This window comes from Haloferax massiliensis, from assembly GCF_001368915.1.
GTDB lineage: Archaea > Halobacteriota > Halobacteria > Halobacteriales > Haloferacaceae > Haloferax > Haloferax massiliensis.
Genome location: NZ_CSTE01000002.1, coordinates 1200108 through 1213039, shown reverse-complemented (window position 1 = coordinate 1213039; position 12932 = coordinate 1200108). Strand labels below are relative to the sequence as shown.

Sequence of the window (12932 nt, the reverse complement as noted above, 5' to 3'; positions counted from 1 at the left end):
ACCGAACGACGCGCCCGTCGCCTCGCTCAGTCGTCAGCCGCCGTCTTCGGTCGGTAGCTCCGACTCACCGCCTTCCACGTCCCGGTTTTGAACCGGTAGTAGTTCAGCACCGCCGGAATCGTCGTCTCGGCGAGGAACGCCAGATAGAGCCCGGTGAGCCCGAGCGAGGTGACAGAGCCGATGTAGATGAGCGGAATCGACCCGAGGAACATCCCGACGAACTGGCTGCCGAACGTCCAGCGCGTGTCGCCGCTGGCGTCGAGCGGGCCCGCTGAGCCGCCGGAGACGCCCTGTAAGATGACGGCGAGGCAGGCGACGTAGACGAGGTCGATAGCGATGGGGACCGCCGGGGCGGCCGGGTCGTCCACGAACCCGAGGACGATGGGCCGGGCGAACACCGCCACGAGCGCCGCGGAGATGAGGTACGTGGCGACGGCGTATCGGATGACCTCGTTGCCGTAGGCCTCGGCGGTCCGTTCGTCGTCCTTGCCCAACGCCTGCCCGACGAGGCTCGACGACGCCAGCCCGAAGCCCCAGCCGGGGGTGTTCATGAGCCCCCAGATGCGGCGGACGATGACGAACGCGGCGACCACGTCCGGGCCGAAGCTGTCGAGGATGGCGAGCATCGGGAACTCGGCGGCGGTCCAGACGAGGCTTCGACCCATGACCGGGACGCCGATTTTGACGAGGTCGCGTATCGTCTCGGTGTCGAGGAAGGGGCCGAACGGGTCGACGACGACGGGGAACGCGCCGACGCCGGGGAGCGACCCCCGCGAGAGGCCGAGCGCGAACGCGCCGGTGACGACGACGTTCGAGAGGACGGTCCCGAGCGCCGCGCCCTCGACGCCGAGGTCGAGGCCGAAGATGAGCACCGCGTTGAGTGCGATGTTGATGACCGCCCCGCTCGCGCGGAGAATCATCGCGGTGTACGCGTCGTCGGTGCCGACGAGGACGCGGCTCCCGATGAGGTTCAGGCCGGCGAAGGGGACGCCGAGCCCGACGATTCGGAGGTACGCCGCGCCGAGTTCGATGGCTCCTTGGTCGCTGCTCAGGACGGAGATGAGCTCGGTGGGAAACAGCCAGAAGACGGCCGTGACGGGGAGCGTGGCGACGACGGTCAACAGCGCGCTCGACCGGACCGCGAGCCCCAATTCGTCCATCGCGTCCGCGCCGAAGCGCTGGGAGACGAGTGCGATGGTCCCGCCCGCGATGCCGCCGCCGAGCGCGAAGGCCAGTCCCCAGTACGGCCCGGCGAACCCGACGCCGGTGATGGCGACGGTCCCCGAGGCGATACCCACCATCGCCACGTCGACGGCGTTCTTCGACATCCGGGCGATGCCGGTGACGATGCGTGGCCACGAGAGGTCGGCGATGCGGACGGCGCGCTCGCGGTCGAGGAGACCGACTCGGGCGAGCGCCAGCCCGATGCCGAGGATGAGGAGTCGAACGGGGTTGGGGACCGGGAACACTGCTGAACCGTACCTCCGGGTAGTACTTATGCACCACGCAACGGTCGGAAAGTTCCGGTAGACGGCGTGTGACAACCATCGACGGTGGGTTCCGCGTTCGGTACGTTTTTCGCCGGCGCGACACATCTGTCGGATATGTCCGGAACCCTCGACCACGTGATGATTCGCGTCGAAGACCTCGAGGAGTCGCTCGACTGGTACACGACTCACCTCGGCTACGAGGAGAAGGGTCGCTGGGAGGCCGACACGTTCACCAACGTCTACCTCGGCCCCGAGGACCTCCACGAGGAGGGCGCGGTCCTCGAACTCACCTACAACCACGGCGACAACACCTACGAGATGGGCGACGCGTGGGGTCACATCGCGGTCCGCGTCCCCGAGGACGAACTCGAATCCTCCTACCAGCAGCTCATGGACGAGGGCGTCGAGGACTACCGCGACCCCGAGTCCTGCGGCGGCCGCTACGCGTTCGTCAAGGACCCCGACGGCCACGAGGTCGAAATCGTCAAGCGAGACCACGGCGCGAAGTGGAGCCTCGACCACACCATGATTCGCGTCGAGGACGCCGACGAGGCGCTCGGCTTCTGGACCCGCAAGTTCGGCTACGAGCACACCGGCCGCTGGGAATCCGACACCTTCGCGAACTACTTCATGAAGCCCGAGGGCGCGGCCGAAGAGGCGATGGCCGTCGAACTCACCTACAACTACGACGGCCGGAGCTACGAGATGGGCGACGCGTGGGGCCACCTCGCCGTCAGCGCCGACGACCTCCACGACTACTGGGAGACGCTCATGGAGCGCGAGGCCGACGACTACCGCGACCCCGAGTCGTGCGACGACATGTTCGCGTTCACGAAGGACCCCGACGGCCACGAAATCGAAGTCATCCCGGCCGACTTCGAGTCGCCGGAATAAGCCGCCTCGGTCCTGACGTCCCGGCCCCCGGCGTCCCGATTTTTCGCCGCTGCCGACTGTCCGCACAGCGGCGGTGCCGTGAGTTCGGGCCGCCGGCCGCCCCGGAAGTCGGCGCACGGAACGACAAGGGATTTAATCGGTCCACCGCATCCAATACGTATGCCCGGTCTCCTCTCCGACGTCCTCGCGTGGGTGGCCATCGGAACCTTCGTCGCCGGCGCGGTCGCAAACGGGCGGGACCGCGAACTCGGGCGACGGGTGATGACTGCCGCGTGGGTGCTGTTCGCTCTCTTCTGGCTCCAGCTCATCCCGCATTTCACGCTCGTCCACAAGAGCTACATCGAGGGCTTATTGACCATCGCGGCCGTCCCGGCGTCGCTGTACACCGGCTGGCTCCTCTACAACGGCCGCGACACGCTGTTCGTCCTCTCTCGCGCCGTCGCCGCCATGGGCGTGGTCTACCTCCCGTTCGAGACGATTCCCGCGTTTACGCTCTTCGGGGCGACCGTCCCCGCGCCTCGCGGCGTCCTCATGGAGACCGTCGCGGCACAGACGCGCTTCCTCACCGAGTTGCTCGGCTACTCGCCGCAGATGATTCTCGGTGATCAGGGGTATCTGAACACGTTCCTGTGGATGCAGGGCTCTCACCGAATCGAAATCTCCGTCGTCCTCGCCTGCACCGGACTCGGGAGCATCGCCATCTTCGTCGGCCTCATCGCCGCCGTCGAGGCCCCGATGCGACGGAAGCTTCGCGGCCTCGCCATCGCCGTCCCCATCATCTACGCGCTGAATCTGCTTCGGACGACGTTCATCTCCATCTCGGTCGGCAACCAGTACTTCCAGCTGTTCGTCGACGAAATCCTGTTTCTCTTCGGCTCGTCGGACCCGTACATGGTGTCGTTTTTCATCTCCGACCGCATCATCAGCCAGGCGCTCGCGGTCGTCGCGCTCGTCGGCATCACCTACCTCGTCGTCCACGAAGTGCCGGAACTGCTCACCGTCATCGAGGACGTGCTCTACATGGTGACCGGCGAGGAGTACGACCTCAAAAGCGAGTTAGGGCTCGACGGGCGGGCGTAACCGGCTCGCTTTTCTCCCGTCGTCTCCCGGTCAGTCGTCGTCGGACCCCTCTTCCGCTCAGCTCTCGTCGAACAGTTCCTCGGGCGCGCCGCCGAGCGCCGAGAGCGCGTCGGCTTCGACGTGGTGGACCTCGCCGGGGATGACGAGCATGTGGAGCGGGTCGCCGAACTCGCGCTCCGCGAGCGCCGACAGCCGGTCGGCGGCGACGACGGGCTCCGGACTCCCCGCCCGGCAGACCGCCACGCCGAGTGCGTCGCCGTCCCAGTGTTCGGCGAATAGTTCCGCCGCGTAGTCGGCGGTCATGTACTGGTCGCCGTCGACCTCGACGCCGCGGCGACCCTCCCAGTCGACCTTGATGTCGAGGTAGACGAGCGTGTGTAAGCCGAGGTCGCGGTTCGCTTCGAGGGAGTCGACGACGCTCTTCGGCACCGGGTCGCCGCCGTGGACGTACGGAAACGGGAGCGTGACGGCCTTCCCGAAGCGGTAGTTCTGAAGCCCCGTCAGGCCGCTGGCGGCCGATTGGGCGGTCACGCCGTGAATGAGGTGCGTCTCGATGCCGCGGTCTTCCGCGCGGAGTCGGAGGTCGACGTGGGTGGTCGAAATCATCGTGTCGCCGGCGGTGAGGAACGCGACGTGTTCGTCTTCCGCGGCGTCGAGTATCGGCCCGGGGTCCTGTTCGACGCCGGCGCGGTCGCGGACCTCGATGTCGATGTCGTGGTAGGCTTCGAGCTCCTCGACGGTCGCGCCGACGAGGTGACTCGTGTAGAACTCCGCGAACGCGCGGTCGGCGTCCGCGAGCGCCTCCCGCCCCTCGACGGTGACGGAGCGCTCGTCGTACAGGCCGAGTCCGATGAACGTGAGCATGTCCGTGTTCTGTCGCGGGCGGTGATAAGCGGCGTGACCTCCGGTGAGACGGCCGACCCCATTGTGTGAGATTACCCAACACACTATTGTAGTTTGACGGAAAATGTTACCTCTGTATGTCAACCGATAGTCGTACGCTAGAGACGGAGCTGTTCGGGCGGCCGGTACGGTTCGACTACTCGGAGCGCTGGGTCGGCTACTCGCTGTTCCTGCTCAGAGTGGTGATGGGGTGGACGCTGTTCCAAGGCGGCATCACGAAGCTCGTAACCTATCTGGATGCGGACCCCTCGAACAACTGGACCGCGGCGGGCTACCTCGCTAACGCGATACCCGAGGGGAACCCTCTGATGGGACTGTGGAGTTCGATGGCGGGAAGTCCGCTCATCGACATGTTAAACATGTGGGGGTTGACGCTGGCCGGGTTGGCGATTATCCTCGGCGCGTTCGTCCGCTTCAGCGCCTTTTGGGGCGCGGTTATGATGCTGTTCTACTGGGCGGCGGCGCTCGAAGGCGGCATCCTCGCGGGACTGCCGCTGGCCCACGGCTGGGTCGTCGACGACCACATCGTCTACGCGGTGCTGCTGTTCGGTCTCGGCGCGTTCGGCGCGGGCCGCATCCTCGGCGTCGACGCCTACCTGGAGAACATGGAGTTCGTGCGGCGCAATCGGTGGATGAGCCTCGTCATGGGCTGACTCCCCGCACCGGCGACCGCTTTTTCACCGTCCTCCGCGGACGGACCCGACGGAACTATCTCGACTGCCGTGGTTCATCCGACTGATGTCGACTCCTCGTGCGACGGTTTCTTGCCCGACGTGCGGACTCGAAGAGCGCTTTTCGAAGCTCGCGGACGCGCGCCTCCGAATCGAAGAACACCGCGCGGAGACGGGACACGACCCCGACTGGGAGCTGGGTCGGTTCCCGCCCGGTGTGGAGCGGATGGGCGACGAGGCGGGCGTCTGCGGCGTGAACGTCGATGGAGACCGCTGAGCGTGTGCCGACCGTCGGGCCGCCTCGGGGGTCGAGTCGGCGGATATGAGCTTCATAACAATACGACATTCCCTCGAACGAGAGGGTATGTGGTGTGAACGGTGCGGACGAGATACGACGGTCCGGAGGCACGCGATAGACGAGTTCACGGGACTCCTCTGTAGCGACTGTCGCGCAGTGTGGAATCGGTTCACGTCGGTGTAATCGGCGGACTCGATTCGGTCGCTCTCCCAGCGGATGCCGCGATAGACCCGGTAGCTACTTTTTCGCTCGCTCGATAGCTCCGCCCGATGGTCGACGGAACCCGAGTCGCGGCCGTGGACGAGGTCCCCGAAAACGGGTCGTATCTGTTCACCGCGGAGGACGCGTATTCGCGGACGAAGGAGCTCATTCTCGTTCGGTGCGACGACGAGCCGGGCATCGAAGCGTGGCCGAACACCTGCACCCACGAGAACCAGCGGTTCGACCGCGGGACCGGCGCGGCGATGCGCGACGGCGAGATTATCTGTCCGAAACACGGGTCGATGTTCGACGCCTGTTCCGGCGCGTGCGAAAACGGCGAGGCGGCGGGCACCAGCCTCCCAGACGTGGATATCGCGGTCGCCGACGGCGGCGTCTTCCTGACCGACGACGACTACACCTACCTCTCCGCGGGCGCGGCGCGAGAGGACGAAGACGACGAGGACGACGACGACATCCCGAGTTCGACGTCGCACATCGGGTTTTGAGCGCCCCTTCGACGGTCCCCGTCGCCGCTGCGCCGTCGCCAACGGCGGTGTACTGGTCGCCTACTGGTCAGCGCCGTCCTCGTCGAGAAACCCGTGATACGGGCAGACGAACTCGTCGCGGATGAGCTGTTCGTCGACGATGTCGAGCCCGAGCCCGTCCAGTTCCTCGCTGATGCGATTGAGGTCGTCGTGGTCCCTCCCGATGGCGTTGACGTACACGTTCCGCTCGCCGGTCATTATCTCTCGAACCGCGGTCACGCCGTGGACGTCGCGCGCCCAGTTCGCCAACGCGGAGCGCTCCGGGACGGGCGCGGTACAGATTATCTTCGTGTACAGCGGGTAGCCCGCGAGGTCGTAGTCGATGTCGACGTGGTAGCCGCGAACGATGCCGGTGTCTTCGAGCCTGTTGAGCCGCGTTCTGACGGTGCTCGACGAGAGACCGAGCTTCTCCGCGATGTCGCTGGACGACGTTCCTCGGGCGTCCTGCTGGAGATAGTAGAGGATGCGCCTGTCTACCGAGTCTAACTCGCCGTCTTTCATGCGTGGCCTATGCTGGACACGGTGCGACTATGAGTCTGTTCCATGCGTCGTGTCCGTGTCCGGCAGCGGTCCCCGACGCGCTGACTGGTCGTCCAGAATATAATGACGTATCGATTTCTGTAGGAGATTTATTTGACGACCCGTCAAAATAATGCGCTAGTTTAAGCACTTCCGTCACGGAGGGGGTGTACACACGGCCGGAGCCAAATCCGGCCCACCACACTCAGCACACATGACGTCGAATCACTCCGTCGCAGACGAGCGACTCACGGACTGTGAACAGCGTACGTACCACGTCTTGGGCGGCGGACACCTCGGTTCCGCCGTCGCCCGGCACCTGCGAGCGGACGGCCGCGCCGTCCGCGTGGTCGACGAGCTTCACGATCGGTCGGAGACCGACGGGGTTCGCGGCGACCCGGCGGACGTCCGAACTCTGACGGAAGCCGACGTCGCGTCCGCGTCGACGGTCGTCGTGGCCACGGCGTCGGACAGCCGGAACCTGCTTATCGCACAGCTCGTTCGCGCCCGCTTCGACGTCGAGCACGTCGTCGTGTTGGTCAACACGCCGGACCGCTTCGAGATGTTCGCCGACGCCGGCCACCAGCCGGTCTGTGCGACGTCCGTCCTGTCGGGCACGCTCGCGGGGGCCGTATGAAGGAGTTGGAACGCGACCTCGGACTGCCGTCGGTCTTCGCGATAAGCATCGGTGCGATGATCGGCAGCGGTATCTTCATCCTGCCCGCGCTGGCGCTCGAAGTCGCGGGACCGGCGGTGATAGTCGCGTATGCCCTCGCGGGCCTGCTCGTCGTGCCGGCCGCCCTGTCGAAGTCCGAGATGGCGACCGCCATGCCGAAAGCCGGCGGGACGTACATCTACATCGAACGGGGGATGGGTCCGTTGCTCGGGACCGTCGCCGGCGTCGGCACGTGGTTCTCCCTGTCGTTCAAGGGCGCGCTCGCGCTCGTCGGCGGCGTCCCGTACCTGCTTCTCCTGTTCGACCTCCCGCTCCAGCCCGTCGCGTTGGGACTCGCGGCCGTGTTGATACTCGTCAACGTCGTCGGCGCGAAGCAGACGGGTCGCCTGCAGGTCGCCATCGTCGTCGTCATGCTGGCCGCCCTCGGCTGGTTCGCCGCGGGGAGCGCCCCCAGCGTCCAGCAGGCCAACTACGCCGGCTTCTTCGACGCGGGTCTCGGCGGTCTCCTCGCCGCGACCGGCCTGGTGTTCGTCTCCTACGCGGGCGTGACGAAGGTCGCGAGCATCGCCGAGGAGGTCGAGAACCCCGGCCGGAACATCCCGCTCGGCATCCTCGGCTCGCTCGCGTTCACGACGGTCCTGTACGTCGCCATCGTGGCGGTCTTGGTCGGCGTGACGGACCCCGGGAGCGTCGCCGGATCGCTCACGCCGATGGCGGTGGCCGCCGAGGCGACGCTCGGCCAAGCCGGCGTGGTCGTGGTCATCCTCGCGGCCATCCTCGCGCTCGTCTCGACGGCCAACGCGGGCGTGCTCTCCTCGTCGCGGTACCCCTTCGCCATGAGTCGGGACAAGCTCGCGCCGCCGTCGTTCTCGGCGGTGAGCGACCGGTTCGGGACGCCCGTCGCCTCGATTACGCTCACCGGCGCGGTGCTGTTGGTGCTCATCGCGTTCGTCCCGATTCTCGACATCGCCAAGCTCGCCAGCGCCTTCCAGATTCTGGTGTTCGGCCTCATCAACGTGGCCGTCGTCGCCTTCCGCGAGGGGAACGCGGAGTACGACCCCGAGTTCACCTCGCCGCTCTACCCGTGGGTGCAGGTGTTCGGCGTCGTCACCGCGGCGCTCCTGCTGACGCAGATGGGCTCGACCGCCCTGCTCGGGGCCGTCGTCATCACGCTCGGGAGCGTCGTCTGGTACGTGCTGTACGCCCGGTCGCGGGTGCGCCGCGAAGGTGTCGTCACGGACGCCGTTCGCCGACAAGTCGGACAGAGCGCGCTCACCCGGACGGAATCGGCGATGAACGAGACCCCTCGCGAGGTGCTCGTCGCGCTCACGAAGGACCTCGACGACGGTCGCGAGCGCTCGCTCGTCGCCGTCGCCGCCGACCTCGTTCGCCCCGACGACGGCCGCGTCGTCGTCGTCCGATTCGAGGAGGTGCCCGACCAGGTCCCGCTCACCGAAGACGCCGCGGCGCAGTCGCCCGCGGACCGCTCGTACGAGGCGCGAATCGAGGCGCTCGCGGCGGAACTGGGCGTCGACATCGAGGCCGACGAGATAGTGAGCCACGACACGAAACACGCGGTGGTCAACTTCGCGCGCGGCCGCGGGGTCGACGCCGTCGTGGCCGAACACGAGCCGCTTCGGCTCCGCTCGCGGCTGTTCGGCGACCCAATCGACTGGGTCGTCCGCCACGCGCCCTGCGACGTGCTCTTGGTCGATAACCTCGGCTACGACAGTCCGGAACGGGTCGTGCTCTCCGGAGACGGCGGGCCGTATCCGCCGCGAGCGGTCAGCGTCGCGGCGGCCGTCGCCGCCGCGAGCGGGGGCGACGTGGTGCTCCGACAGCCCGCGAATCCGAAGATGACAGAACAGTACGAGCGAACGGTCGGCGAGTATCAGGCCGAGCTTTCGCAGTTGCTCTCCGTCTCGGTCCGCTCGGAGCCGCTACGGGCCGACGGAGGGCGACCGCAGGAGCCTGACGTGGTGGTCCGTCGCGGTCCCGACCGTGGACTTCGGAACGTCCGCTTCGCCGACCGACCGACCGCTCCGAGCCCGCGGTGTACGACGATAACCGTCTACCCGCACGGCTCGCGCCGACCGGGATTCGCACAGCGACTGCTCGAACGCCTGACGTTCTAGCCGACGCCACGGCGTTTGGGTCGGCGGGGCCGCGGCGTCGGGTTCGGTCGGAGAGACCGGCGTCAGGACGGTGGCCCATCCGCGAGTTCGATGCTGACGGTGGTCTCCCCGTCCAGGTCTTCGAGCCGCTCGGTTCCCGACTCGATGTGGCCGAGTTTGACGAGTCCGGACGCGTAGCCGAACTCCCGATAGAATACCGCGAGGTTCCCCCACGGCGCGTAGTAGGTGATGTCCCCGACCTCGGGGTCGACGCCGTCGTCGGAACCGCTATGACGGTGCGGCCGAGCCGTACAGCCACTCATCGGGTAACTCCCGAGGGTGCTCCTTGTATTCCCGAGCGACGGCGTCGGAGCGCCCGAGTCGAAGGACCCCAGTTTGTAATCCGAACCAAACGGACGTAGCGCGAGGTACACGAGGTGCTCGACGAGTTAGTTCGCTGAAAAAGTAAGCCGGTGGAGGGATTGTGAACCTCGGTCGCAAATCTTCGATTTGCTCCCCGCTTCAAATCCCTCCACACAGGGCTCTTCGTCTCACTTCGTTCGACAGAAAGAGCCGGTGGAGGGATTTGAACCCTCGGCCTATTCCTTACGAAGGAATCGCTCTGCCAGCTGAGCTACACCGGCGCGGTGGGCTTTCGAACGCATTCTTCCGTACCCCGGTTACGTAATTAAGACTTGCGAATCAGCCCGGTGTCTGCCGTTCGGCACCAGCCCGCTCACGCCCGCTTCGTCAGGCGAACGTCGAGACAGACGTTGTACTCGTGGGGGGCGTACGACCGGACGACGTGCTCGGTCACGACCTCGACTTCGTAGGTCGGTTCGGCGGCGGCGCGGACGGCGGCGAGTCCCGGGCCGAAGGGGTCGTCCTCGTGTTGGATGTCGTAGAGGTGAATCACGCAGTCGTCGCTCGCGAGGCGGACGGCGGTGTCGAGGAAGTCGCCGGCGCTGTGCGGGAGGTTCATGATGAGCCGGTCGGCCCAGCCCTCGTAGTCGGCGGCGACCTCGCGCACGTCGCCGTGAATCGCGGTGAGCCGGTCGGCCACGTCGTTCCGCTCGGCGTTCTCGCGGAGGAACGCGACGGCCGCCTCGTTGAGGTCGCAGGCGACGACCTCCGCGCCCGCGGCGGCGGCCGGGACGGCGAACGGACCGACGCCGGCGAACATGTCGAAGACGCGCTCGCCCTCGCGGACCGCCTCGACGACGCGGTGGCGCTCGGTCGCCAGTCGGGGCGAGAAATAGACGGTGTCGATGTCGAGGCGGAACTCGTGGCCGTACTCGCGGTGGACCGTCTCGGTCGAGTCGCCGACGAGCACGTCCCAGTCGCGGACGCGGAGTTCGCCTTTGACTTTCGAGGCGCGGTTGACGACCGTCTCGGCCTTGAGGTCGGAGGCGACGATGGCGTCGGCGATGTCGCGGGCGCGGTCGGGGTCGTCCTCGTCGAGGATGACGATGTCGCCGAGGCGCTCGTAGGAGGGTTCGAAGCCGAGCAGGTCGGCGGGCGTGGTCTGGGTCTCGCGGGCGGGCGGTTCGTAGTCGACGACCGCCAAGTCCTCGGGGACGGCGTCGGCGTCGACGACGGGGATGTAGAGCGTCCCCTCGGAGACGGTAATCTCGTGGTCGTGGTCGAGCAGGCCGGCGTCGGCGAGGCGTCGGCGCGCCGCCTCGCCCGACTCGCGGGGCACGCGGACGCAGGGGACGTTCATATCTCCACCACTGCGCGGTCCCGAGTAAGGGTGACGCTTCGCCGCAGGCCCCCGCGGACGCCGCGAGGAACCCCTTCCGGCGGGCGCGCCGCTCGCGGCGCTCGGCGCTCGGCGTTCGAAAAATTCGGGTTCCTCGGCTCGCCCTCCGATTCGCCCCTTGTTCGCCCCCCCGATTCACCGTGTGTTCCGGGTGGCGACCCGCCCCCGAGTCACACCTCGACGTGTTCGTGGTCGATGCCGAGGAACGATTCCGCGGTCTCGACCCAGTCGGCGAACGTTCGAGCCCCCTCGTCTCGCTCGTGGGGGAAGACGGCCTCGATGTCGTCGCCCCGGAAGACGATCCCCAGCGTCCGCGGGAGGACGACCGCGTCGTGTTCGGGTCCCATCCGACCGGAGCCGACCGTCGCCCGCTCGTCGAGCGTCGGGAGCGCGACCCCTTCCGTTCGCGCCCAGTGCCGACACTCGGCGAGTCGCTCGCGGACGACGGCGTCTCGCTTCGTCGGTGCGACGTCGGACTCGACGTCCACGTTCCGCCCCCACGTGCGGACGCACACGTCGTCGACGACCCCCCCGTCGGCGAGACGTTCGAGCCGGACGATCAGCGCTTGGTGTTCCTCGCCGAGGCCGTCCCGAATCGGCCGTATCCACAGTTCCACCCTCCGTTCGCCGTCGGTCTGCATGCTCCTCACCACCCGCTAGAGGGTACGGTCGGACCGAGAATAAGCCGAACTCATTCTTCCCACCCGCCGGGAATCGGGAACGCGAGCGAGCGCGGCGCGGCGGGCGTGTGCCGGAAGGTGAACGACGCGGGGCCGGGTTCGGGCGGAGCCGAGTTCGGTTTTATTCGCCCGGAGCGCGTCTGTGACGACATGTTCGACCACATCCTCGTCCCCACCGACGGTAGCGCCCACGCGACCCGCGCGGCCGAGTACGCCGTCGACCTCGCGGCGACTTACGGGGCCGCCCTGCACGTCCTCTACGTCGTCGACGTTCGAACCGGCCACGCGGACGCCCCCGTCGACGACGATTCGCGGACGCGCGGGGAGACGGCGGTCGGCGACGTCGCCGCCCGCGCCGCCGACCGCGACGTGCCCGTCGAGACGGAGATTCGCGTCGGCCTGCCGCACGAGACCATCATCGACTACGGCGAGGAGCGCGGCATCGACCTCGTGGTGATGGGGACCCACGGGACGAGCGGGCTGGAGCGATACCTGCTCGGGAGCGTCGCCGAGCGGGTCGTCAGGCTCTCGGACGTCCCGGTGCTGTGCGTGCCGCCGGTGACGGACGGCGAGTGATTCGGCAGGAACGGCGGGCGACCGGCCGACTGCGGAACGACCGACGGGCCGCGAGCGCGGACGTCAGCGAACGACCATCACGCTCATCGGCGCGCGCCCGGCGACCAACTCGGCGACGCTCCCGAAAAGCAGGTCCGTCTCGCCGGCGCGGCCGTGGCCGCCGAGGTAGACCGCGTCGACGCCCTTCCGGCGCGCGTAATCGACGATGGTCCGCGCGGGGTCGCCGCGGAGCGTCTCGGTCCCGAGTTCGACCCCGCTCCCGTCGGCCAGCGCCGCGAGTTCCTCGAAGATTCCGTCCGCGAGCTCCTGCGCCCGCTCGTACCACTCCTCGGAGCCGTGGAGCGGTTCCGTGCTGATGTCCGCGTCGAACGGGGCGCTGTAGCCCGGGTCGGTCGGGTTGATGACGTGCAGGGCGAGGACCGTCGAGTCGGCGTGCGCGAGGGCCTGTTCGAACGCGCGCTTCGACAGCGGGGAGCCGTCGACGGCGACGAGAATCGTTTCCATAACGATTATTGCTACGCTT

15 protein-coding genes and 1 tRNA gene are annotated in these 12932 nt (G+C 67.5%); 8 read left to right on the top strand and 8 right to left on the bottom strand.

Annotated features, from left to right (window positions below; all coding sequences use genetic code 11):
- Positions 1 to 26: 26 nt before the first annotated feature.
- A complete protein-coding gene (locus BN996_RS10245) occupies positions 27 to 1469 on the bottom strand; it encodes an MATE family efflux transporter (RefSeq protein ID WP_089778760.1) in 1443 nt (480 codons plus the stop codon).
- Between the two features lie 135 nt (positions 1470 to 1604).
- Between BN996_RS10245 and BN996_RS10240 the strand changes: the two genes are divergently transcribed.
- On the top strand, positions 1605 to 2384 hold the full coding sequence (locus BN996_RS10240) for a VOC family protein (RefSeq protein WP_042662690.1): 780 nt from the start codon (positions 1605 to 1607) through the stop codon (positions 2382 to 2384).
- A 159-nt stretch (positions 2385 to 2543) separates the two neighbouring features.
- Entirely contained in the window at positions 2544 to 3464 is a 921-nt protein-coding gene (artA, locus tag BN996_RS10235; RefSeq protein ID WP_089778758.1) for an archaeosortase A, read from the top strand.
- A 57-nt stretch (positions 3465 to 3521) separates the two neighbouring features.
- On the opposite strand, the gene dph5 is transcribed toward artA, so the two are convergent.
- Positions 3522 to 4328, bottom strand: a complete 807-nt coding sequence (gene dph5, locus BN996_RS10230; RefSeq protein WP_089778756.1) for a diphthine synthase — start codon at positions 4326 to 4328, stop codon at positions 3522 to 3524.
- Between the two features lie 116 nt (positions 4329 to 4444).
- Between dph5 and BN996_RS10225 the strand changes: the two genes are divergently transcribed.
- From BN996_RS10225 to BN996_RS10215, 3 genes are all read left to right on the top strand, one after another.
- On the top strand, positions 4445 to 5020 hold the full coding sequence (locus BN996_RS10225) for a DoxX family protein (RefSeq protein WP_089778754.1): 576 nt from the start codon (positions 4445 to 4447) through the stop codon (positions 5018 to 5020).
- An 85-nt stretch (positions 5021 to 5105) separates the two neighbouring features.
- Positions 5106 to 5315: a DUF7542 family protein gene (locus tag BN996_RS10220; RefSeq protein ID WP_089778752.1), complete on the top strand. Its 210-nt coding sequence runs from the start codon at positions 5106 to 5108 to the stop codon at positions 5313 to 5315.
- 290 nt (positions 5316 to 5605) lie between these two features.
- Positions 5606 to 6043, top strand: coding sequence for a Rieske (2Fe-2S) protein (locus BN996_RS10215; RefSeq protein ID WP_089778750.1), 438 nt, complete (start codon positions 5606 to 5608; stop codon positions 6041 to 6043).
- Positions 6044 to 6103: 60 nt separating this feature from the next.
- On the opposite strand, the gene BN996_RS10210 is transcribed toward BN996_RS10215, so the two are convergent.
- Positions 6104 to 6583 carry an Lrp/AsnC family transcriptional regulator gene (locus tag BN996_RS10210; protein WP_089778749.1) on the bottom strand — a complete coding sequence of 160 codons (480 nt, stop codon included), beginning with the start codon at positions 6581 to 6583 and terminating at the stop codon, positions 6104 to 6106.
- Positions 6584 to 6815: 232 nt separating this feature from the next.
- Here BN996_RS10210 and BN996_RS10205 point away from each other — a divergent pair, with 232 nt between their 5' ends.
- Together BN996_RS10205 and BN996_RS10200 are read left to right on the top strand one after the other, a co-directional pair.
- Positions 6816 to 7238: an NAD-binding protein gene (locus BN996_RS10205; RefSeq protein WP_089778747.1), complete on the top strand. Its 423-nt coding sequence runs from the start codon at positions 6816 to 6818 to the stop codon at positions 7236 to 7238.
- Positions 7235 to 9412 carry an amino acid permease gene (locus BN996_RS10200; RefSeq protein ID WP_089778745.1) on the top strand — a complete coding sequence of 726 codons (2178 nt, stop codon included), beginning with the start codon at positions 7235 to 7237 and terminating at the stop codon, positions 9410 to 9412. The genes BN996_RS10205 and BN996_RS10200 overlap by 4 nt, the downstream gene beginning before the upstream one ends.
- Positions 9413 to 9474: 62 nt before the next feature.
- On the opposite strand, the gene BN996_RS10195 is transcribed toward BN996_RS10200, so the two are convergent.
- The 4 genes from BN996_RS10195 to BN996_RS10180 form a co-directional block, all read right to left on the bottom strand.
- Positions 9475 to 9714, bottom strand: a complete 240-nt coding sequence (locus tag BN996_RS10195; RefSeq protein WP_167344124.1) for a cyclophilin-like fold protein — start codon at positions 9712 to 9714, stop codon at positions 9475 to 9477.
- Between the two features lie 248 nt (positions 9715 to 9962).
- Positions 9963 to 10035 (bottom strand) — tRNA-Thr (locus BN996_RS10190).
- A 92-nt stretch (positions 10036 to 10127) separates the two neighbouring features.
- On the bottom strand, positions 10128 to 11114 hold the full coding sequence (locus BN996_RS10185; RefSeq protein ID WP_089778743.1) for a class I SAM-dependent methyltransferase: 987 nt from the start codon (positions 11112 to 11114) through the stop codon (positions 10128 to 10130).
- Positions 11115 to 11323: 209 nt separating this feature from the next.
- Complete coding sequence (locus BN996_RS10180; RefSeq protein ID WP_089779908.1) at positions 11324 to 11794, bottom strand: HTH domain-containing protein; 471 nt, start codon at positions 11792 to 11794, stop codon at positions 11324 to 11326.
- A gap of 189 nt (positions 11795 to 11983) precedes the next feature.
- On the opposite strand from BN996_RS10180, the gene BN996_RS10175 reads away from it, so the two are divergent.
- The gene (locus tag BN996_RS10175; protein WP_089778741.1) at positions 11984 to 12409 is read left to right on the top strand and encodes a universal stress protein; all 426 of its coding nucleotides are present in this window, start codon (positions 11984 to 11986) and stop codon (positions 12407 to 12409) included.
- 63 nt (positions 12410 to 12472) lie between these two features.
- Here the strand turns inward: BN996_RS10175 and BN996_RS10170 are convergent, their stop codons facing one another.
- The gene (locus BN996_RS10170) at positions 12473 to 12913 is read right to left on the bottom strand and encodes a universal stress protein (protein ID WP_089778739.1); all 441 of its coding nucleotides are present in this window, start codon (positions 12911 to 12913) and stop codon (positions 12473 to 12475) included.
- Positions 12914 to 12932: the final 19 nt, after the last annotated feature.

Bases quoted from the DNA above. Each gene is read 5' to 3' on its own strand.
- BN996_RS10240 (WP_042662690.1), top strand. From the start codon at position 1,605: ATGTCCGGAACCCTCGACCACGTGATGATTCGCGTCGAAGACCTCGAG.
- artA (WP_089778758.1), top strand. From the start codon at position 2,544: ATGCCCGGTCTCCTCTCCGACGTCCTCGCGTGGGTGGCCATCGGAACC.
- dph5 (WP_089778756.1), bottom strand. From the start codon at position 4,328: ATGCTCACGTTCATCGGACTCGGCCTGTACGACGAGCGCTCCGTCACC.
- BN996_RS10225 (WP_089778754.1), top strand. From the start codon at position 4,445: ATGTCAACCGATAGTCGTACGCTAGAGACGGAGCTGTTCGGGCGGCCG.
- BN996_RS10220 (WP_089778752.1), top strand. From the start codon at position 5,106: ATGTCGACTCCTCGTGCGACGGTTTCTTGCCCGACGTGCGGACTCGAA.
- BN996_RS10215 (WP_089778750.1), top strand. From the start codon at position 5,606: ATGGTCGACGGAACCCGAGTCGCGGCCGTGGACGAGGTCCCCGAAAAC.
- BN996_RS10210 (WP_089778749.1), bottom strand. From the start codon at position 6,583: ATGAAAGACGGCGAGTTAGACTCGGTAGACAGGCGCATCCTCTACTAT.
- BN996_RS10205 (WP_089778747.1), top strand. From the start codon at position 6,816: ATGACGTCGAATCACTCCGTCGCAGACGAGCGACTCACGGACTGTGAA.
- BN996_RS10200 (WP_089778745.1), top strand. From the start codon at position 7,235: ATGAAGGAGTTGGAACGCGACCTCGGACTGCCGTCGGTCTTCGCGATA.
- BN996_RS10195 (WP_167344124.1), bottom strand. From the start codon at position 9,714: ATGAGTGGCTGTACGGCTCGGCCGCACCGTCATAGCGGTTCCGACGAC.
- BN996_RS10185 (WP_089778743.1), bottom strand. From the start codon at position 11,114: ATGAACGTCCCCTGCGTCCGCGTGCCCCGCGAGTCGGGCGAGGCGGCG.
- BN996_RS10180 (WP_089779908.1), bottom strand. From the start codon at position 11,794: ATGCAGACCGACGGCGAACGGAGGGTGGAACTGTGGATACGGCCGATT.
- BN996_RS10175 (WP_089778741.1), top strand. From the start codon at position 11,984: ATGTTCGACCACATCCTCGTCCCCACCGACGGTAGCGCCCACGCGACC.
- BN996_RS10170 (WP_089778739.1), bottom strand. From the start codon at position 12,913: ATGGAAACGATTCTCGTCGCCGTCGACGGCTCCCCGCTGTCGAAGCGC.